22 protein-coding genes and 1 other annotated feature are annotated in these 19,575 nt (G+C 41.1%); of the genes, 2 read left to right on the forward strand and 20 right to left on the reverse strand.

Going from position 1 to position 19,575, the window contains the following annotated elements; genetic code table 11:
• Window positions 1-10 precede the first annotated feature (10 nt).
• From ruvA to nadB, 9 genes are all read right to left on the reverse strand, one after another.
• Window positions 11-613 carry a Holliday junction branch migration protein RuvA gene (gene ruvA / locus Q4550_RS08885; protein WP_283153937.1) on the reverse strand — a complete coding sequence of 201 codons (603 nt, stop codon included), beginning with the start codon at window positions 611-613 and terminating at the stop codon, window positions 11-13.
• Window positions 614-740: 127 nt separating this feature from the next.
• On the reverse strand, window positions 741-1,277 hold the full coding sequence (locus tag Q4550_RS08890; RefSeq protein ID WP_303531887.1) for a BofC C-terminal domain-containing protein: 537 nt from the start codon (window positions 1,275-1,277) through the stop codon (window positions 741-743).
• Between the two features lie 102 nt (window positions 1,278-1,379).
• Entirely contained in the window at window positions 1,380-2,129 is a 750-nt protein-coding gene (locus Q4550_RS08895; RefSeq protein WP_303531889.1) for a YebC/PmpR family DNA-binding transcriptional regulator, read from the reverse strand.
• Window positions 2,130-2,243: 114 nt separating this feature from the next.
• On the reverse strand, window positions 2,244-2,870 hold the full coding sequence (locus Q4550_RS08900; protein ID WP_303531890.1) for a YhcN/YlaJ family sporulation lipoprotein: 627 nt from the start codon (window positions 2,868-2,870) through the stop codon (window positions 2,244-2,246).
• Window positions 2,871-2,947: 77 nt separating this feature from the next.
• Window positions 2,948-3,859 (reverse strand): phosphotransferase, encoded by a 912-nt coding sequence (locus Q4550_RS08905; RefSeq protein WP_303531892.1) that lies wholly within the window; start codon window positions 3,857-3,859, stop codon window positions 2,948-2,950.
• Complete coding sequence (gene safA / locus Q4550_RS08910; protein ID WP_303531894.1) at window positions 3,843-5,729, reverse strand: SafA/ExsA family spore coat assembly protein; 1,887 nt, start codon at window positions 5,727-5,729, stop codon at window positions 3,843-3,845. Before safA ends, Q4550_RS08905 begins: the two co-directional genes overlap by 17 nt.
• A gap of 186 nt (window positions 5,730-5,915) precedes the next feature.
• The gene (gene nadA / locus Q4550_RS08915; protein ID WP_303531896.1) at window positions 5,916-7,019 is read right to left on the reverse strand and encodes a quinolinate synthase NadA; all 1,104 of its coding nucleotides are present in this window, start codon (window positions 7,017-7,019) and stop codon (window positions 5,916-5,918) included.
• Entirely contained in the window at window positions 7,016-7,858 is an 843-nt protein-coding gene (nadC, locus tag Q4550_RS08920) for a carboxylating nicotinate-nucleotide diphosphorylase (protein ID WP_303531899.1), read from the reverse strand. The genes nadA and nadC overlap by 4 nt, the downstream gene beginning before the upstream one ends.
• Complete coding sequence (nadB, locus tag Q4550_RS08925) at window positions 7,812-9,362, reverse strand: L-aspartate oxidase (RefSeq protein ID WP_303531902.1); 1,551 nt, start codon at window positions 9,360-9,362, stop codon at window positions 7,812-7,814. The genes nadC and nadB overlap by 47 nt, the downstream gene beginning before the upstream one ends.
• A 123-nt stretch (window positions 9,363-9,485) precedes the next feature.
• Between nadB and Q4550_RS08930 the strand changes: the two genes are divergently transcribed.
• On the forward strand, window positions 9,486-10,610 hold the full coding sequence (locus Q4550_RS08930) for an IscS subfamily cysteine desulfurase (RefSeq protein WP_303531905.1): 1,125 nt from the start codon (window positions 9,486-9,488) through the stop codon (window positions 10,608-10,610).
• 40 nt (window positions 10,611-10,650) lie between these two features.
• Window positions 10,651-11,196: a transcription repressor NadR gene (locus tag Q4550_RS08935; protein WP_371018215.1), complete on the forward strand. Its 546-nt coding sequence runs from the start codon at window positions 10,651-10,653 to the stop codon at window positions 11,194-11,196.
• A 70-nt stretch (window positions 11,197-11,266) separates the two neighbouring features.
• Here the strand turns inward: Q4550_RS08935 and pheA are convergent, their stop codons facing one another.
• The 11 genes from pheA to minD form a co-directional block, all read right to left on the reverse strand.
• The gene (pheA, locus tag Q4550_RS08940) at window positions 11,267-12,130 is read right to left on the reverse strand and encodes a prephenate dehydratase (RefSeq protein WP_303531908.1); all 864 of its coding nucleotides are present in this window, start codon (window positions 12,128-12,130) and stop codon (window positions 11,267-11,269) included.
• Between the two features lie 9 nt (window positions 12,131-12,139).
• Window positions 12,140-12,589, reverse strand: coding sequence for an ACT domain-containing protein (locus Q4550_RS08945; RefSeq protein WP_303531909.1), 450 nt, complete (start codon window positions 12,587-12,589; stop codon window positions 12,140-12,142).
• A gap of 126 nt (window positions 12,590-12,715) precedes the next feature.
• On the reverse strand, window positions 12,716-13,999 hold the full coding sequence (gene obgE / locus Q4550_RS08950) for a GTPase ObgE (RefSeq protein WP_194219403.1): 1,284 nt from the start codon (window positions 13,997-13,999) through the stop codon (window positions 12,716-12,718).
• A gap of 9 nt (window positions 14,000-14,008) precedes the next feature.
• Window positions 14,009-14,542: a Spo0B C-terminal domain-containing protein gene (locus tag Q4550_RS08955; RefSeq protein WP_226614537.1), complete on the reverse strand. Its 534-nt coding sequence runs from the start codon at window positions 14,540-14,542 to the stop codon at window positions 14,009-14,011.
• Between the two features lie 182 nt (window positions 14,543-14,724).
• Complete coding sequence (gene rpmA, locus Q4550_RS08960; protein ID WP_098444403.1) at window positions 14,725-15,015, reverse strand: 50S ribosomal protein L27; 291 nt, start codon at window positions 15,013-15,015, stop codon at window positions 14,725-14,727.
• Between the two features lie 13 nt (window positions 15,016-15,028).
• Complete coding sequence (locus Q4550_RS08965) at window positions 15,029-15,361, reverse strand: ribosomal-processing cysteine protease Prp (protein WP_303531920.1); 333 nt, start codon at window positions 15,359-15,361, stop codon at window positions 15,029-15,031.
• 11 nt (window positions 15,362-15,372) lie between these two features.
• Window positions 15,373-15,681, reverse strand: a complete 309-nt coding sequence (gene rplU / locus Q4550_RS08970; protein ID WP_048312605.1) for a 50S ribosomal protein L21 — start codon at window positions 15,679-15,681, stop codon at window positions 15,373-15,375.
• Window positions 15,682-15,693: 12 nt separating this feature from the next.
• Window positions 15,694-15,768 (reverse strand) — a sequence feature (ribosomal protein L21 leader region).
• 78 nt (window positions 15,769-15,846) lie between these two features.
• Window positions 15,847-16,995, reverse strand: coding sequence for a ribonuclease E/G (locus Q4550_RS08975; protein ID WP_303531927.1), 1,149 nt, complete (start codon window positions 16,993-16,995; stop codon window positions 15,847-15,849).
• A 31-nt stretch (window positions 16,996-17,026) separates the two neighbouring features.
• Entirely contained in the window at window positions 17,027-17,851 is an 825-nt protein-coding gene (locus Q4550_RS08980) for a M50 family metallopeptidase (protein ID WP_283153931.1), read from the reverse strand.
• The gene (locus Q4550_RS08985) at window positions 17,851-18,585 is read right to left on the reverse strand and encodes a M23 family metallopeptidase (RefSeq protein WP_303531931.1); all 735 of its coding nucleotides are present in this window, start codon (window positions 18,583-18,585) and stop codon (window positions 17,851-17,853) included. Before Q4550_RS08985 ends, Q4550_RS08980 begins: the two co-directional genes overlap by 1 nt.
• Before the next feature lie 188 nt (window positions 18,586-18,773).
• On the reverse strand, window positions 18,774-19,574 hold the full coding sequence (gene minD, locus Q4550_RS08990; protein ID WP_194219398.1) for a septum site-determining protein MinD: 801 nt from the start codon (window positions 19,572-19,574) through the stop codon (window positions 18,774-18,776).
• Window position 19,575 lies beyond the last annotated feature (1 nt).

A 19,575-nucleotide genomic window follows, 5' to 3' on the forward strand; every position in this document is an offset into this window, starting at 1 on the left:
TACTCCCTCCTTATTGCTTCAGCATAAGCTGAAGGGCTTTTTTAATATACTGATCTGTCGTTAGCGTTTCTTCAACTAGCTTTGGTTTAATCTTCTTAATTTCTCGCTCAGCATACCCAAGAGCTTTCAATGCTTCTAGCGCTTCTTCTAGCTCATGAGCACCCTCTTCTTGAACTTCATCCACTGCAAACAATCCCTCAGTTGGAGCGCCAAAGCCTTTAAGCTTACCTTTTAGATCTAGAATGATTTGTCTGGCAGTTTTCTTACCAACGCCAGGAAACTTTGTTAGAAATTTCTCATCTTCCATTTCAATGGCACTCACAACTTTATCAGGTTCACCAGTCGCTAAAATCGCCACAGCTCCCTTAGGACCGATACCGGAAACATTTAGAAGCTTCTCAAACAAAAGGCGCTCTTCCCGTGTTGGAAATCCATAAAGGGCAATGAGATCTTCTCTAACGTAATGATGCGTAAAAATTTGAATCGATTGATTACGGTACTTCTGAAATTCAAAAGGATTTCCACAGTAAATTTTATATCCTATCGCATTCGACTCTACAACAATGTATTCTGTATCAATATATTCAACCGTGCCTTTAATATATTCTATCAAAGCTACTCTCTCCCCTGTACATACGAACATGTATTTCTATCTCTCCATTCTACCATAAAAAGATGAAAAGCGGAGACGAGCGTTTAGAAATGGAGATAAGCGTCTAAATCAAAAGAAGAACCTGCCCTTACTGGACAGGTTCTTCTTTTTTAATTTTAGAAAAAGACTGGATGACGTCTTCAAACTGATACCACGACTCTACTGGAATTCCTTCCATAAGCTGCTCTCTTCTTTGACTTTCTAGCTTTCCTACATCAATTTGAAAAAATGTTTGAATGACTTTCTCTTCTGCCGGAATTCCATCAAATATCGTAAGAACCCCCTCCTCTGTTAATCCAAAATGGCCATTTTGTTTACTCGCAGGCGAAATATCTTCTAAATTCCGTTCAAATATCATTCGTCCTTCTTCCTGATCTACAAGTTGCCAATCAGCGTATTGACTCCAAAAATCTTCCATTGCCCATATAGTTTCATATACAGATTGGTTCGTTGAAACACCGTCCGCATAATTTGTTCTCAATATAACTTCAACGACTAGTGGTCCTTTTTCTTGAGTTTTGGTTCCTGTAACCGGTGATATGCCATCTCCTTCATAAGCCACGGCCGATGTTCCTCCAAGAACAAGAAGTACACCTAATAGAAGGAGTGGATAAAGGCTTTTCATATGTTTCCAACACCTTTCTTCCATTTTCAAGAAGTTCATGCCGTTAGCGTTTCCATTTTATTGAGGAATATGCATAAAAAAAAGCTACAGAAAAACTGTAGCTCACAATTGATCATAAACATCATCATTTATTTCAGCATTATGATAAACATCTTGCACATCATCGTTATCTTCAAGCATATCAATTAGCTTTAACATACGAAGCCCATCTTCATTTTCTAATGGGGCGTATGTTTCTGGAATCATCGTGACTTCAGTGGAAGAAAAACTTAATCCGCTCTCTTGTAATTGGTGCTTTACATCTTGAAATTCCTGGGGATCAGTATAAATCTCATAAGCATCCTCATTTGTTTCCATTTCTTCAGCCCCGGCTTCAATAACCTGAAGCATCAATTCATCTCCATCGAGATCATTTTCGGAACGATCGATCACAAGGAGACCTTTTCGGTTAAATAAGAATGAAACACATCCGTTTTCACCCATATTTCCTTTATTTTTACTAAAAGCATGACGCACATCTGCTGCAGCTCGATTTTTATTATCGGTAAGTAGTTGAACCATAATGGCGGCACCACCTGGGCCATACCCTTCGTACGTCACGTTTTCATATTGAACACCATCTAAGTCCCCTGTAGCTTTCTTAATTGCGCGATCAATGTTTTCGTTAGGCATATTTGAGGATTTTGCCTTGTCCACAGCAAGCCTTAATGAGGGATTCGTTTCTGGATCGCCCCCTCCTTGCTTGGCAGCTACAAAAATTTCCTTAGCTAGCTTCATAAATACTTTTCCACGTTTAGCATCTTGAGCGTTTTTTCTACGCTGTATATTTTTCCATTTGGAATGTCCTGCCATCTAAGAGAACTCCTTTCAAATGAACTGATTTCCCAACTATATCATAGGGCTCAAGTCTCCGAAAAGAGTTTTGCATATGTAGTCGAGCAGGCTACTGCCCGCTCGTTATTTTTGTTATTTATTGTTTTCAAATGGACGTTTTGCAGCATTTCCGATGTCATCTAATATGCCATTTACATCTGCCTGTACCTCTTCAAAACCATCTCCATCTTCGAGGCGGTTATTAACATCGCCCATTCGACCAAACACATTTTCATCTGTTGAAATTGACACATTCTTTTGCTTTGTTACTTTTGCTACCTCGCTGCGAACCTTGTCTTTAACATCTGCATCGTTTTTGTCGTTTGTATCAACGGCAATCATAATTTGATCACCATATACGATAACTCGAGCATCATCCACGTTCTTAAGCTTATTGATTCGTTTAGCTAGTCGTGTAGAAAGCTCATTATCATAACCTGAATAATTGTTATCTGTACGCATATATCCAGGGCCATTCATGCCATTTCGCTTATCGATTTGCTTTTTGTCAGGGGACTTAACTCCGTTCGAATAGTCACGATCAATCATATCCGTTACTGCACCTTCACGGTAATCACCGTTATTATCTTCACTCGTGTAGTAACCAATTGGACGTGCGGAATCGTTATAACGCGTATCCATCGCCTCATTATCAGCTGTACAGCCGATCAAACCACCTGCGAGCATCATCGTTGAAAGCGTCAAGACTGTTTTCTTCATATTTAAAACCTCCTTTCACCTTTAGAATGTGAGGAGGCTTATCATTTTAATCTGTTAGTTCTAGGTAACAGAGGGACCTACTTCAGAATTGAGTTGATAAACCGTGATCTAAGATCGTTTTGTTGTGCCACTTTAACTAATAGGGCACTTCTTCCATTTGGGTTCATCAACCATTCTCGGTAGAAATCGGCAGGATAGGCTAGAAGCCTACACAACAAAGGGTTCTCTAAGCAATGTCGAACAGTCGGGATATGAGATTTTGACCATTCATCCAGTGACCAGTTACAGTGAGACAGCATTCGATTCATTAACTGTAAAAAGTCATATTCATGAGGGGCATAGTTCGCAAGGTCACCATCAATCAATAATAATGTATCCGTACTAAAGATAAAATTATGATGTGCGGGGTCGCCGTGAACAATGCATTTATCACGGAGAGCATTTCGTTCCAATTCTTCGATCGCTGTCATACCCGAAATGACTTCTTCCCCTACAGAAATATAATATTGAATCAATTGTTTTTCATTTGCAGATATTAGAGAAGATCCTACTTCCTTCTTGAAGCGAATTAAACGGTTCGTCCACTTACGAGTAAGTGATACGGGAAAAATATCTTTACTGACTAATCCTATACTTTCTTGATGAAAGTGTGCTACTTTCTCAATCGCTAGAAGCCGGTCTTCTTTCAATGAGTAATTGAGCATTCGTCCCTTCATTGTTTTCATACAGGCAAAATATAGTCCCCCGTCCTCCTTAAGCCAATCGCCATCTGGAAATGGAATGAAAGTAATAAAAGAATCTGAACAGTGATGTGAGAGGTATATTTGCTTTCTTAACGATTCCTTTTTTAAAGATCCTTTCATATAAACTGATACCCCAGTAATCAATTTGCCCTTCCAAACAAGTGAATTAACACGTTCTAAATGAAGAAAAAAAGGACGTACCCTTTCCAGGATACCGTCCTCTTTTTCCTTAGCGTGATTCTGCATAGCTACTTTCCATGCCCATGTAATCATCCATCATTGGCGCTTTATTAGCTCCCTGAACAAATCCCGGATTAGCATATTGCGGCATTTGATGATATGGTGATGCGTTCTGATTCCCACCACATCCACAGTCGTGCTGTTGATAAGGTGATACCATTGGCTGATTCGGGTAACCCGGAGGCATCATCATGCCTGCTACGTTCTCATTTGGATAGCCATAAGCTCCCATTACAGCTTCAGGATATTCTTCATTTCCTTTATGGCCATAAGGTGATGGCATACCATTCCCATTCATTGAAGCACCTGCGACATTTGGGTAGCCCATATTCATTTGAGGATAACCGGAAGCTGCACCTGCTACAGCACCTGGGTATCCACCATTGTTTCCTTTGTGCCCGTAACCTTCATACGCACCCGCTACGTTTTGATTTGGGTAACCCTGGTTCCCATCATTTTGCATGCCACCTACTGATCCTGGGTACCCACCATTGTTTCCTTTGTGCCCATAACCTTCATACGTACCCGCTACGTTTTGGTTTGGATAACCCTGGTTCCCATCATTTTGCATGCCACCTACTGATCCTGGATAACCACCATTATTTCCTTTATGACCATAACCTTCATACGCACCCGCTACGTTTTGATTTGGGTAACCCTGGTTCCCATCATATTGCATGCCACCTACTGATCCTGGATAACCACCATTGTTCCCTTTGTGCCCGTAACCTTCATACGCACCCGCTACGTTTTGATTTGGGTAACCCTGGTTCCCATCATTTTGCATGCCACCTACTGATCCTGGATAGCCTGACATTTGTTGATTGGCTTTATGACCATAGCTTGCTCCTGCTACATCTGAGCTTTCTTCACCCATTCCATAATTACTTTTATTAGCCCCACCGACAGAACTCTTATTTGCATATTGATATGCGTCTACTACATTCTGATTAGGATAGCCGTAACCTTGATTATACGCGCCTGCAACATTCCCAGAAGGCGCACCGAAATTCGGCTGACCATAACCTTCATAAGCCCCAGCTACTTCAGAGTTTTCCTCTTCTTTATGGCCATAATTATTCATTTCTGCTCCTGCAACTGAACCTGGATAGCCACCTTTATTTCCATAGCCTTGATACATCCCAGCCACTTCTCCTGGAGAGCCATTTTGATTACTTTTGTTCCCATAACCATCATATACACCAGCAATATTCTGGTTGTTCGGGAAGCCCATATGCGCTCCGCCTACAGAAGTTGGATACCCCGGGTAACCTCCATTGTATTCTTTGTTTGCATAATTCGTTGCCCCCGCTACATTATTAGGATAGCCCTGATTCATCGGCGGTGGAGGCATTTCCATTGATGAGGATTCAAATTCGCTCAGCACTTCTTCGTCATTCATTGGATAGAATAAATTTTCTGTTTTCTTCGCTTTCTCAACAGGTTTCTTCGCAGCTGTCTTTTTCTCTTCTACTTTCTTCTCAGCTTTCTTTTCAACAGGCTTCATTTTCTTTTCAGGCTTTATTTCTTTTGGCTTAACCTTTTTAGGCTTCTCTTCTTGAGGCATCATGTTCATATTCATGTTCATGTTCATATTCAATTCATTGTTGATCGGCATAGTCATTGAAGGCTTCTCTTTCGGCTTCATCATTGGCTTTTCTTTTTTCTTAGGCATTTCTTTTTTCATTTCTTTAATCGGCATTTCCTTCTTCTTTACCGGAACACCGCCAGATGGTATTTTCACTTTCATACCAGGCATAATCATATTAGGATTGTTAAGCTGTGAATTAACAGCTTTTAGTTGTTCAAAATCAACACCATATTTTTTAGCGATTTTCCACAAAGTATCGCCTTTTTGAACGACATGTATTTTCAAACTAAAAAACTCCCTCCTGTAATCAGTACAATGAAATTCAGTACAGTGTATGCGTGACTGGGCAGATTGCTACCTTTTTTAAAGGATAAGATCATCACATTAATATGCAGGAGTAAGTGTAGCTATGTATAGTGTCTCTCTCTTTTAAAAAAAAGGAATCAAACATCATGTCTGATTCCTTATCCATCATGCTCGATCAAGCATTCGATTCAATGCTTTAATTGCGTAGAAGGATGTTTCTTGATCAACGATTATTTGATTCGTTTTCTTTCCACTTTGTACTTCCTCAAGCGCCCAAAGAAGGTGGGGCATATCGATTCGATTCATTGTAAGACAAGGACACATATTTGGGTTTAAAGAAACAATTCTTTTATCTGGATGCTGTTGAATGATCCGATTCACAAGATTCATTTCTGTTCCAATTGCCCATTTCGTACCTGCCTCTGCTTCCTCAATGGTTTCAATAATCATTTTAGTAGATCCTGATAAGTCAGAGCGTCTAACAACGTCAAAACTGCATTCTGGATGAACAATAACGGACATATCAGGTTCATTCTCTCGAATTTGTGCGATGTTTTGAACTGTAAACTTTTCATGGACGGAACAATGACCTTTCCAAAGAATCACCTTAATTGCATCATAATCTCCCTCATATTCAAGCGTATCCGTTATTGGATCCCACACTGCCATCGCTTCAAGTGGAACACCAAGGTCGTAAGCTGTATTCCGCCCAAGATGCTGATCAGGTAAAAATAGGATGCGTTCTTTTTGAGTAAACCCCCACTCAACCATTGCTACAGCATTTGAAGATGTAACCGTGGCTCCTCCGTTTCTCCCAACAAACCCTTTAATAGCTGCCGTTGAATTTACATAAGTTAGGGGAAGTACAGTCTCTCCAAAAAGATTAATGAGATGGCTCCAAGCACGTTCAGTTTGATGAATATTCGCCATATCAGCCATTGAACATCCTGCTCGCATATCAGGTAAAATAACCGTTTGATCTTCTTCAGTTAAAATATCTGCTGTTTCGGCCATAAAATGAACACCACAAAAGACAATTGCTTCTGCCTTCTTATTCCGAGCGGAAAGCTGGGCAAGTTGAAGTGAATCTCCGGTATCATCTGCAAATTGAACGACTTCATCTTTTTGATAGTGATGGGCAGGTAAATACAAACGATCCCCCATCTCGGCTTTAATGGCTGCGATTTTTTCTACCATTTCTTGATCTGATAGTTCTTTGTATCGATCAGGAAGTCCGTTCGATCGCTTCAACGCATCTAAAATACTCATTTCTCTTCCCCTTTCATTCGTAAGCTAATATCAAGGCTTTTAACAGAGTGTGTTAAGCAGCCGAGCGAAATAAACTGAACACCTGTATCACGATAAGTTGCAAGGTTGTTAAGCGTGATGCCCCCAGAAGCTTCAGTTACAATGTGGTCAGGTACTAACTGCGCGTATGAAGCGACTTCTGTAGGAGAACAATTATCAAACATAATAATATCTGCTCCCGCATTCGCCGCTTGACGAACTTCTATTTCAGAAGACGTCTCAACTTCAATTTTGGTCATATGCCCTAAGCGACCTTTCACATGTGCTACAGCCTGTTCGATACTACCAAACTGGGCAATGTGATTATCTTTTAACATTACCCCGCTATCAAGTGTCATTCGATGATTAAATCCTCCTCCACTCCTTACTGCATACTTCTCATACATTCTTAACCCAGGCGTCGTTTTGCGTGTATCACAGATCCGAATCGATGAATCTCCCAACAATTCCACAGCATGGGAAGTCATCGTTGCAATACCGCTCATTCGTTGTATCATATTTAAAACAACCCGTTCTCCCGTTAATATTGTGCGAACTTTTCCTTTAACAGAAGCAATTACTTCACCAGTTTGAACGTGATCGCCATCTTCGACGTAAACCTCGACACAAATATCTGGATCAAGAAGTTCAAACCCGGTCTCGATTACCTGATGCCCACAAAAAACGCCAGCCTCTTTCATTACAAATAGCGCCTCAGCTTGCTCCTCTGAACGAAATAACAACTCACTTGATAAATCAACATTTCCAATGTCTTCAATAAAAAACTGTTCTAGATCTTTTTTGACTTTCAGCCCAATCATCGTAATATATCCCCCTGAGTATTCTTTTTTGCTTCCACTCTTGCTTCTGATCTGGATAATCTGCGCGATAATGCCCTCCTCTGCTTTCTTCACGAAGAAAAGCTGAAGTTGCCATTAACCACCCTACCTGAAACATATTGTATCGCTCGATTGACTCTATTTTTAAATCCTCAACTAGCCTCATTTCATCCAGCTGAAGCATTCTTAGCGAGTAAGCTAACCCATCACTTGTTCTTACCATTCCTACATGTTGTTCCATTATGTTTTTTAACTCATTTGTTGTTAACAAAGGTTCACGAAGTTGAAAATGTGAGCTCTCCGATTCACCTTCCGGAACGTTCCGTTTATTTTGAAGTATCCACTTCGAGGCTTCACTAGCAAATACAATTCCCTCCAAAAGAGAATTGCTTGCAAGACGGTTAGCGCCGTGCACACCTGTATGAGCGACCTCACCAAGAGCAAATAAACCTTCTATGGATGTTCTACCAACCTGGTCCGTCATTACTCCGCCCATAAGAAAATGGGCGCCTGGTTTTACAGGTATGATTCCCTCCGCTAATCTTACGCCATGACTTTTACACTGCTTAGCGATTGTTGGAAATCGTTCTTCAAACTCTGAAACCTTTGAGATATCAAGGTATACAGTCGAAGCCTCTTGTTGAATCGCTCTCGCAACGACATCTCTTGGGGCGAGATCTAATTGGTCATGCTTACCTTCCATTAAACGCTTGCCTTCAGACGTTAATAAAATGCCGCCTTCTCCTCGGACAGCTTCTGAAATAAGGAACGATTGCTCGGTGTCTCCTGCATACATTGTAGGATGAAACTGCATAAATTCTAGATCGGCTAGAACGGCGCCGGCACGATAAGCCATCGCAAGACCATCGCCCGTTATTGATAGTTCATTTGAAGTAACAGGATAAAGTTGCCCCGCTCCTCCGGTAGCGAGAATAGTGTATGCTGCATTAATAAGCATTCTTTCACCTTCTTGATTGATCGCTTCAGCTCCAATACAATGCCCATCTTTCATTGTTAAGTCAACGATTTGATGATGCTCAATGATCGTACACTTTCTTTGAACACGCTTCATTAGAGTTAAAACAATTTCTCTCCCCGTTGCATCTCCCCCAGAATGATAAATACGTGAAACACTATGAGCTCCTTCTTTACACCTTTTATACTTTCCATCAGCTTCTTGATCAAAATGAACTCCTAAGTTTATGAGCTGATCGATTTGATCTGGTCCTTTTCTGACCAAAAGTTCCGTTAGTTCTTCATTATTATGAAAAACCCCGGCACGAATCGTATCAAAAAAATGATTTGTCCAGCTGTCTTCATCAGCTGTAGCTGCGGCAATTCCTCCTTGTGCAAGCATTGAATTGCTTTGTCCAAACTTAGACTTTGTGATAACAGTCACATTCTTTTGCGCCGAAAGAAGTTCGGCCACCATCAACCCACTCACACCACTTCCAATTACTAATACATCTGTTTTTAGCTGATTCATGAAATCCCTTCTCTCGCTGAACAATATGGAGATTACACCCAAGTAAATTAACATGTGTCTTGACACCTATATTTACATATATTTAAATAAATAACAAGACGGAAAATAAGCGAGGAGATTAAAATGATTTATTTAGACTACGCAGCTTCAACACCGATGTCAGAAGTTGCAATTGAGGCATATACTCATGCTGCACAGCATTTCTATGCAAATACACAAAGTTCTCATGATGCTGGCACAGACGCTTCTCATTTACTAGAAGCTGCGCGTAGTTCAATCGCCTCTCACATCAATGGCGAACCATCAGGAGTTTATTTTACATCTGGTGGAACAGAAGCAAATATACTCGCTCTTAGAAGTTTAGTAAAAATGTATGCTAAAGGACATTTGATTACTTGTTCTGCAGAGCATTCTTCCGTTTTGCATACATTCTCTCAGCTAGAACAGGAAGGATTTGAGGTAACATATCTTTCTTATGATCATAATGGGCATGTATTACTTAGTGAATTGATAGAGACTATTCGTGAAGACACGATTTTAGTATCGATCGCCTGTGGGAATAATGAAATAGGAGCCGTTCAGTCAATGAAAGAAATCGGAGAAGAACTTGCGAAGCGTCACATTCTTTTCCATACAGATGCAGTACAGGCTTTCGGCAAAATCGCGATTAATGTCAAGGAGATGCATATCTCTGCATTATCCGTTTCATCCCATAAGGTATATGGACCAAAAGGTGTAGGTGCATGCTATATTGCACCGTCTTTAGCATGGAGGCAGGATTTACCCGGAACCGTTCATGAAAAAGGATTTCGTCCTGGTACCGTAAATGTTCCAGGCATTATGTCCTTTGCTGCAGCAGCAGAAGAAACGATTCATGCGTTGAACTCGAACCAAACAAAATATACAAACTTACGTGCCTACCTCGTGAATAAACTTACTCATCCGAATATTGTCATCGAGGGAGAGCAAGGACTACCACATATTATCGGACTTCGAATCAAAGGGCTGGAAGGACAATATGTCATGCTAGAGCTGAATCGCAAAGGAATTGCTATTTCAACTGGATCAGCCTGTTCAGTTGGCCAACAGCAGCCTTCAAAAACATTGCGAGCAATGGGGAGATCGGATGATGAAGCTAGAGAGTTAATTCGTATAAGCTTTGGAAAAAGAACTACAGAGAAAGAAATTGAGAAAATAGCAGACGTATTTCGTGAAATCCTTACACGCACTTCCGTAACAAAGATATAATAAGGGTACACATCGTGGTCTTCGAAAGGGGTTTTCAATAGTGGGACAAGAAGGAGAAAAAATACTGGGTGAGAACAGGAGGTTACTCATTCTTCAATGGCTGAAAGAGAGCGAAAAGCCTTTAACAGGAAGTGATTTATCAAAACGAACCAATGTCAGCAGACAAGTGATTGTCCAGGATATTTCTTTGTTAAAAGCAAGAAATGAACCGATTATCGCTACTTCCCAAGGATATGTCATGTTCTCTTCAGATCGGAAAGATACAAAGCAAGAACAAGTGATTGCATGCAAGCATTTACCAGAAGATACAAAGAATGAACTCTATACAATAGTTGATAACGGCGGGATTGTGAAAGACGTCACCGTTGAGCATCCTCTTTATGGACACTTAACAGCTTCACTTTACGTAGGAAATCGCTTTGAAGCAGATCAATTTCTTTCTAGGCTCTCTATGACAAATGCTTCTCTTTTGTCCGAGCTTACTTCTGGTGTTCATCTTCATACAATCGAAGCAAACTCTAAATCACAGCTTGAGGCTGTTATCAACGCGTTAAAACACGAAGGATTTCTATTAGAACAGGACTAATTCTAAAAACTTTATTTTCCAATAGAAAAGAACGGCTCAGATGCCGTTCTTTTTTATTGCATTCCTATCGCTATTTATTTGTTACAACAAAGCAGGGGTACTCTCCTAATACAGATATACCAATACCAAGCGCTTGAATTTCTTCCATTACGCCTTTTAAGAGTACATCGCGGTTAGGACGTTCGACATCAATAATAAAGAAATAGTTACCAAGTCCTGTTTTCATTGGGCGAGACTCAATTTTCGTTAAATTGAGATTACGCCATGCAAATGCCGCAAGCACTTGATGGAGGGCTCCAGGATAATCTGACGGAAGAATAATCTTGTAAGTGACGCGGTCTTCCCGAAATAGGTTAGTTCTCGGGAGCGGTTCAGCCGTATGATGTAAAACAAGAAAGCGAGTATCATTATCTTCTGTATCATGTATGTCAGCCTGTGCAATGGTTAATCCGTATTTTTCTGCAGCAAGTTCATTACCAATTGCTGCCTCTTCGATCTTTCCGGTACTCTGCACATATTCCGCTGCAGCACTTGTAGACGCTGCATTACTAAGCTCAGCTTGAGCTAACTCCTTTTGTAGAAAAACATGGCATTGGGCTATCGCGTGTGGATGCGAAAGAACTCGAGTAATCTTTTTCCAATCGTTTTGATCAGGATGGATCAGTAAGTGCTGTCGAATTGGCAATACAAGCTCTCCTACGATTGGAAGTGAAACTTGCTGCGAAAGAAGATCCAGCGTCATATTAACGGAGCCTTCAATCGTATTCTCTAGAGGAACAACACCATAGTCAACAGATCCATTTTCTACTGCTTCAAGGCATGCGCGAATCGTAGGAAAAGGTGTCCGATCCTCGTCTTGAAATAACGTTTTTGCTGCGATTTCTGTAAAAGTTCCTTCTGGTCCAAGAAAACCTATCTTCTTTTGATTATCCATTTTCTCCCCCTATGCTCCAGATCCAATAATTTCAGCATTGTTTACGGCTTCGATGTCTTTAATTTTCTCAAGTAAATTGCTTATGCGTAAGTTTGTTTCACCAATTTCCATTGTTAAAATAACCGTAGCATAGCCCTGTAGGGGAATCGTCTGGTTAATCGTCAATAAATTGCAACCAAGTGAGGCTACTGTGCTAAGCACTCTAGAAAGCGCTCCTGAACGATCTTCCAAATGAACCGAGAGCGTTACGATCTGTTCAATGATCATCGTATGAAACGGTAAGATTGTGTCACGATATTTATAGAATGCACTCCGACTTACGCCAACTTCATCAATGGCTTCTCGAACTGATTCCACAGTGCCACTCTCAAGAAGAAGCTTGGCTTGCAGCGTTTTCAACATCGAATCAGATAGGACATCTTCCCGAACGAGATAAAAATTCTTATCGTCTTTGCTCATTCTTCCCCTCTCCTCTATCGCGGCCAGCTACGACCGATAATCGTCTATCATTTACAGGTTTGCTATGTTCAGGTAGGTCTATGTAAAAAAAGACCGCCCTTCCATGAGGACAGTCTTCTCCGTTTATCAGTCTACGAACTCAAATTCGAACTCCAGAATTCGAACCGCATCTCCATCCTCAGCTCCACGCTCTCTTAGCGCATCATCAATTCCCATGCTACGCATTTGTTGCGCGAACCTGCGAACATTGTCTTCTCGGTTAAAGTCTGTCATCTTGAATAGCTTTTCAATTCGTGGTCCATTAACAACGAATGTTCCGTCGCTATCACGCGTTACAAAGAACTCAGGTGCACCTTTTTCGTGACGGTACATCACGCGAGTCTCTTCTTCCTTCTCTTCATCAAGAGGGAACTCAGGTGTTGTCTCAAGCTTGTCTGCAATTTCAAACAATACTTCTTGGACACCTTGTCGCGTTACAGCAGAAATCGGATAAATCGGGAAATCTTCCTCAAGCTTTTCCTTGAAAATCTCAAGATTTTCTTCAGAATCTGGAAGATCCATTTTATTAGCGACAATGATTTGCGGACGTTCCATTAGACGCATTTTATATTGCTTTAACTCATCATTGATCTTCAAGTAGTCTTCATAAGGGTCTCGCCCTTCCATACCAGACATATCAATGACGTGAACGATAACTCGTGTTCGCTCAATGTGTCGAAGGAACTGATGGCCAAGGCCAACGCCTTCATGAGCGCCCTCAATTAATCCAGGTAAATCAGCCATAACGAAACTGCGTCCATCTTTTGTATCAACAACACCTAGATTGGGTGCAATCGTTGTAAAATGGTATGCTGCAATTTTTGGCTTCGCTGCTGATACTACGGATAGAAGCGTTGACTTACCTACACTAGGAAACCCAACAAGTCCAACATCAGCTAGAACCTTGAGCTCTAAAGTAACATCTTTTTCTTCCCCAGGTTCACCATTCTCTGAAAGCTCTGGTGCCGGGTTAGAAGGCGATGCAAAGCGTGAATTCCCACGGCCGCCTCGACCGCCACGCGCTACAGTTGCACGTTGCCCGTGCTCAGTTAGATCCGCAATAACCTCTCCCGTTTCCGCATTGGATACAATTGTACCAGGTGGGACCTTTACAACCATATCTTCTGAATTACGGCCATGCTGATTCTTCGAGCGACCATGCTCACCTGTTTTGGCTTTAAAATGACGATTGTAACGGAAGTCCATAAGCGTACGAAGACCTTCTTCTACTTCGAAAATGACGCTTGCGCCTTTTCCTCCGTCGCCTCCTGCAGGACCGCCATCCGGTACATATTTCTCTCGACGGAAGGCAACCATACCATTTCCGCCATCGCCTGCTTTAACAAATACTTTGACCTGATCTACAAACATACTTTCACCTCATTTAATCAAAAACGTGCTAACTAGCTCCTGACCCGTTTGCTCTAATTCAATCAATTTAGCGCTTTTCACTTCAGGATTTTCGAACGCCAGCTTGAGCTTGTTTTGATCGGAAACTTCACCTTGAAAATCAAAAACAAGATGAATTTCTTCATGGTACAACTGAAGCGTTAATAACAAGTGATGATCTGATGGAACTTTCACATGAGAATCAAGCACTGTTGTACATCGAGAGATTAACTCGATAAGATCCGCTTCATAAACGCAAATATCATACTCGTCTCCGATCACTTCAAAATCCAACTGAAATAAATGGTTACACCAGTTAAACGTTAATATATATTCTGCAAGTTTCGGAGCATTTAAATTCGATAATTTTGCTTCCTGTCTCGACTGGATAATAATTTCTTCGATAATTTCCTTTGCCCTGTCTACATGATCCAGTGCAAGGTTTCCCTTGATCAACTGCAAACGATTTAACCAATCATGACGAGAATGGCGCAGAACGTCAAAGGTATTCCAATTTTTAGACATAATTGCACTCCCAATGCTCTAACCATTTCCTTCATTATAACAATAGATCTTTTCTGTATGTTAATTTGGATTAAAAGAAAACAATCTTACGCGAATTCATTGTGCATCGTCACTTATCCATCTCATTTTCTCCATTATATCAAAAAACTCTAACCGTTCGGTTAGAGTTTTTCTTAAGTTGCTTATGCTTCCTTAGCAACTGGATATACACTTACTTGTTTACGGTCACGTCCAAGACGCTCGAATTTCACGACGCCGTCGATTTTCGCATATAGAGTGTCGTCTCCACCGCGGCCAACGTTTGTACCAGGGTAGATCTTAGTTCCGCGTTGACGGAAAAGAATCGAACCGCCGGATACGAACTCGCCGTCTGCGCTCTTCGCGCCAAGACGCTTGGAGATTGAATCACGGCCGTTTTTTGTACTACCTACACCCTTTTTCGATGCGAAAAACTGTAGATTCATTTTCAACATATTGTCCCACCTCCTATGTGTGAGTAATTTGGATGTGCTTGCCATATTCCTCGGCAATAGCAGAAATGGATACTTCCATTCCTTGAAGGAGAAGTTGAACGTTCTCATCTATACGTTGTTCCAGATGATCCGGAACAGTACAGCTGAGGTAGCCGCCTTCATCCTCCATATCAACTATGAGAGTTACATCGCAAAGGGATTCAATCGCATTCACCGTCCCAATCGACACAGCAGAAACACCTGCACAAACTAAATCATAGCCATAAGGGCCAGAATCAGCGTGTCCAGAAATGGAAAATGAAAGGATGCGATTGTTAGAATCTCGCTTCACCTTGAAACGTATCATCTTAGATATCCTTAAGCGTTAATTTTGTCGATAACTACTTTAGTGTAAGGTTGACGGTGTCCTTGCTTACGACGGTAGTTTTTCTTTGGCTTATATTTATAAACCGTGATTTTCTTACCTTTACCGTGCTTATCAACTTTACCAGTTACAGTAGCGCCATCTAGCATAGGAGAACCAACTTTAATGTCATCTCCACCTACCATTAGCACACGGTCAAAAGTAACCGTTTCACCAGCTTCAGTGTTTAGAAGCTCGATGTAGATTTCTTGACCTTCAGTAACCTTGATTTGTTTACCACCAGTTTCAATAATTGCGTACATACGTGCACCTCCTCTAATACTAAGACTCGCCATTGCAGGTGCTAGAAACTAGCTTAAAAACCTGTTCTTGAGCGGTTGTAGCTCTTTGGGTGCTTCCAAACGAACTAACCACTAAATCATACCACAGCTAAAATTGCCATGTCAATGCGATTAATGTGACTTATTTTACACAAACCGACTTAACGGAAGTCCGGACTTTTTACGTTGCATCTCAAATAGTCCTAACTTTGTAAATCCTCCAACTTTTAAGCGTTTATCTGTTTCTTCTTTGCTTTTCATTAACGCATGAAGGTTCTGTTGCTCTTCTTTCTCGACTCGTAAAAAATCGACGACAATCAATCCACTAATGTTGCGAAGTCGAAGCTGTTTCGCAATTTCGTCCACCGCTAATCGATTCACTTCGAAATGAGTTTCATTTTTCGTTTCAAGCTTTACTCCTCCAGTATCGACATCAATAGCTGTCAATGCATGCGTTTCTTCAATATGAAGATTCGCTTTCCCCATTTTAATGGTTTTTTTCATATTCAGAATGGTATCTTCAAGCTTATCAAGCTTTTTTTTCTTCTCATTCAATTCCATCAGGGTCGCATTCTTTGATAAAAGCGGAAAAAACGAACTAACCGCTTCGGAGGAATTTGCCGCTAAACTACTCACCCGATGAAGGGGATATAGTTTGCTCACTTCCTCCCCAAGGCCACTGTTTTTTTTCACCATACTAGGCGCTCGTTGTGTAGAGGATTGTTCGAGAATACGCAGCCATTCTTTACGATGAGACTGTAATTCCGCGAAAAGCGCTTCTTCCTTTATGTATCCTGCACTAGTTCTAAAGATAACACCTTCTTGCTCTATACAATATTTATCTGCAAATTGAAGTAGTTCTTCACGATTTGTAGTTAACTGCTTCGATACAGCTGAGTATCCTGCATAAGGCATGTAGACTAAGTGATCCAATGTCAGCTTAATTAGCTCTGTAACAATTGGGCCCTTCCGATCAACGCCTGGATGCTTTACTTGAACAAGAATAGCCTGTCCTTCTTGAACGCAGTCAGAAACAGCCGGTAATGGTTCTCCAGCTGTCTTTTTCTCCTGCGCTAAAACAAATTCTTCTCCATTTAATAACCCGGGTTTTCCACTGCCTAGAGAGATAAAGGCGGCGTTTTTGCCATCTAATACGGAAGACACTTTTCCGAGAATAATATCTCCCTGAGAAGGCTTCCTATTCGTCAACGTTTCCGCCCATATATCTGTAAATTCATTATTTATTTCAATGGCTGCTGCCCGCCATTGATTTCTCTCAAGAACAATTAATCGCATAGCCGTTCTCCTTTAGTAGCTTTTCTATAGTTTACCTAAATAGCGTTCCCACTGCACAGGCAATTTGATTTTTTTTGAAATAAGCCTCTAGTAAGAAATGTTCATCTGTTTCAATATTCAAATCTTGTATGAGGATATGGTAATGCTTCCCTCGTGAAAAAGTTGCTAGCAAGTCATTTAAGCGCATATCTGGAGCAATTGTAACAACCTGTTTTTTCCCATTAAACGATTTAGAATAGCGTTCAAGTAAAAATCTAAAATAAATATAAGGATGATGTTTCCATTCTTTAAATTGTGATACAGACAGAAACACAATCACCATCCACAAATTAAGATGAAAAGGAAATAATATCGCTGTTAAAATAATAAGGAGTGAAAAGCAAAACAACGAAGAATATAGCATCATTTTGTGAGCCGATTTAAAGGGAAGACGCAAAGAATAAAGAAGAAAGAGGAGCTTTCCGCCATCGAGTGGCCAAATCGGCAGCAAATTAAACAAAAGGATCATGATATTATGAAGCATAAAGAGATCGAACATGTCATTCCATATTCCCATATAATGGAGCGTCGCGCCAACCCCCATCATCCAAACATGCTGTAAAGGCCCTGCGAGAATGACAATAAGCTCTTCTTTCAAGGGACGATTCCCATGTTCATCAACTACGGCTACGCCCCCAAATGGTAATAAAACGATCTCATTGATACGCCATCCTAAAAAACGGGCTGCCCCCGCATGCCCTAACTCGTGAATGAGGACAACTAAGAAGAGCAGCAGCATCTCTCTAAACCTACCTGTTAAGATGGAAAGACCAATCGTCATCCAAAATAGTGGATGGATCGTTATCATTTTTACCATTATTTGATGGGCACAACTTGAAGCGGATCAATAAATGCCTCGTTCTTCTTAATGGCAAAATAGAATGTTCCTGTCTTCCCATCATCAGAATTCGACACGCTTCCAAGTTGATCCTTTGTTTGAACAAAATCATAAATCGATACATCCACCGAATCTAGCATCCCATACCATGATTCACTACCATCCGTATGCTGAATCACAACTGTCTGCCCAATTCCTTCTTTCTCACCTGCATATGTCACTACTCCTGCATCGATTGCTTCAACATCGGAGCTTAAAACCGTTTCAACCATGATTCCTTTGCCCGTCGATTCAAAGTTTTCAAGTACTTTTCCGCTCGCAGGAAGTGCATAGCTTGGTGCTTCCCCAGCTGAATCAGTTTCAGGGGCTGTCGGGAACAATGCCACTGGATTCCCAAACTTTCCTTCATACCAACTTTTCACAGTGGCAAACTGAAATTCTTCTACCATCATGGCTGACACATACTCCTGAACAGGCTCAAGCTTATCGCTCTCTGCTTTAAATAGTATTCCTGCAGCAAGAAACAAGCATGCCGCAATCATCGAGCGCATTAAAAAACTTTGCCTGTTAAAAAGAGGATGGATTTTGACCTCCGTGTTTTGAAAAGAAGATGAAGGGATAGCATCATGACGTCTTTCCATTTGGGGAACTTGTCGCCGCTGTCTTTTTCTTGAATGAAGTCGTTTCCTTACATCATCTAGATCTCTCCGCATTCTTCACCCAACCTTCCTATAAGTAGTACTCAGTTTATGACTTGTCCTGTGGGGATATGTCATTGAGAATACTTTCTTTCACAAGGAATTGAATGAAATGAAGATCACACAATCGATCAAAAGCCGTCTAACTTTGATAAAGAAGAAGGAATAGCATGAAACAAAAAAATCCCGGCCGTAGCCGAGATTTAGGAACGCATTCCAAAGAATTTCTTCACTTTACTAAACATCCCTCGTTCTTCCTGGAGAGAAAGAAGCGGAACAGATTCACCTAAAATTCGTCTCGCGATATTGCGATAGGCGATGGATGCTTTTGAACTAGGGTCGAGCGCAATGGGCTCGCCTTTGTTAGATGCTGTAATAACTGTATCGTCATCGCCAACAATGCCAAGTAGATCGATAGCAAGAATAGAAACGATCTCATCTACATCTAGCATTTCTCCACTTTCCATCATATGATTTCGGATACGATTAACAACAAGTTTTGGTGCTTCAATACCTTCTTCTTTTTCAAGAAGGCCTATAATACGATCAGCATCTCGCACAGCCGACGTTTCGGGAGTTGTGACTACAACCGATTTATCCGCGCCTGCAATCGCATTCTTAAAGCCCTGCTCAATGCCAGCAGGACAGTCAATGAGAACATAGTCATAATCCTGCTTTAACTCACCAATAATCTTCTTCATTTGCTCTGGCTGCACAGCAGATTTATCTTTCGTTTGAGCTGCAGGTAGCATATAAAGCGCTTCAAAACGCTTATCTTTTATTAACGCTTGATGTAGTCGACATCGCTCTTCAGCAACATCGACAAGATCGTAAATAATACGATTTTCAAGTCCCATGACTACATCAAGATTTCGAAGACCTATATCTGTATCTACCAGACATACTTTTTTCCCCGATAGTGCAAGAGCTGTCCCAATGTTTGCTGTCGTTGTGGTCTTACCCACACCACCTTTTCCGGAAGTAATGACGATAGCGTCTCCCACA

It is taken from the genome of Anaerobacillus sp. 1_MG-2023, from assembly GCF_030547345.1.
Lineage (GTDB): Bacteria > Bacillota > Bacilli > Bacillales > Guptibacillaceae > Guptibacillus > Guptibacillus hwajinpoensis_B.

Bases quoted from the DNA above. Each gene is read 5' to 3' on its own strand.
- obgE (WP_194219403.1), bottom strand. From the start codon at position 13,999: ATGTTTGTAGATCAGGTCAAAGTATTTGTTAAAGCAGGCGATGGCGGA.
- Q4550_RS08930 (WP_303531905.1), top strand. From the start codon at position 9,486: ATGATTTATTTAGACTACGCAGCTTCAACACCGATGTCAGAAGTTGCA.
- Q4550_RS08945 (WP_303531909.1), bottom strand. From the start codon at position 12,589: ATGAGCAAAGACGATAAGAATTTTTATCTCGTTCGGGAAGATGTCCTA.
- Q4550_RS08955 (WP_226614537.1), bottom strand. From the start codon at position 14,542: ATGTCTAAAAATTGGAATACCTTTGACGTTCTGCGCCATTCTCGTCAT.
- nadA (WP_303531896.1), bottom strand. From the start codon at position 7,019: ATGAGTATTTTAGATGCGTTGAAGCGATCGAACGGACTTCCTGATCGA.
- Q4550_RS08965 (WP_303531920.1), bottom strand. From the start codon at position 15,361: ATGATACGTTTCAAGGTGAAGCGAGATTCTAACAATCGCATCCTTTCA.
- Q4550_RS08975 (WP_303531927.1), bottom strand. From the start codon at position 16,995: ATGCGATTAATTGTTCTTGAGAGAAATCAATGGCGGGCAGCAGCCATT.
- Q4550_RS08905 (WP_303531892.1), bottom strand. From the start codon at position 3,859: ATGCAGAATCACGCTAAGGAAAAAGAGGACGGTATCCTGGAAAGGGTA.
- Q4550_RS08980 (WP_283153931.1), bottom strand. From the start codon at position 17,851: ATGGTAAAAATGATAACGATCCATCCACTATTTTGGATGACGATTGGT.
- nadB (WP_303531902.1), bottom strand. From the start codon at position 9,362: ATGAATCAGCTAAAAACAGATGTATTAGTAATTGGAAGTGGTGTGAGT.
- Q4550_RS08895 (WP_303531889.1), bottom strand. From the start codon at position 2,129: ATGGCAGGACATTCCAAATGGAAAAATATACAGCGTAGAAAAAACGCT.
- pheA (WP_303531908.1), bottom strand. From the start codon at position 12,130: ATGGATAATCAAAAGAAGATAGGTTTTCTTGGACCAGAAGGAACTTTT.
- Q4550_RS08900 (WP_303531890.1), bottom strand. From the start codon at position 2,870: ATGAAGAAAACAGTCTTGACGCTTTCAACGATGATGCTCGCAGGTGGT.
- Q4550_RS08890 (WP_303531887.1), bottom strand. From the start codon at position 1,277: ATGAAAAGCCTTTATCCACTCCTTCTATTAGGTGTACTTCTTGTTCTT.
- rplU (WP_048312605.1), bottom strand. From the start codon at position 15,681: ATGTACGCAATTATTGAAACTGGTGGTAAACAAATCAAGGTTACTGAA.
- Q4550_RS08985 (WP_303531931.1), bottom strand. From the start codon at position 18,585: ATGCGGAGAGATCTAGATGATGTAAGGAAACGACTTCATTCAAGAAAA.
- nadC (WP_303531899.1), bottom strand. From the start codon at position 7,858: ATGATTGGGCTGAAAGTCAAAAAAGATCTAGAACAGTTTTTTATTGAA.
- rpmA (WP_098444403.1), bottom strand. From the start codon at position 15,015: ATGTTGAAAATGAATCTACAGTTTTTCGCATCGAAAAAGGGTGTAGGT.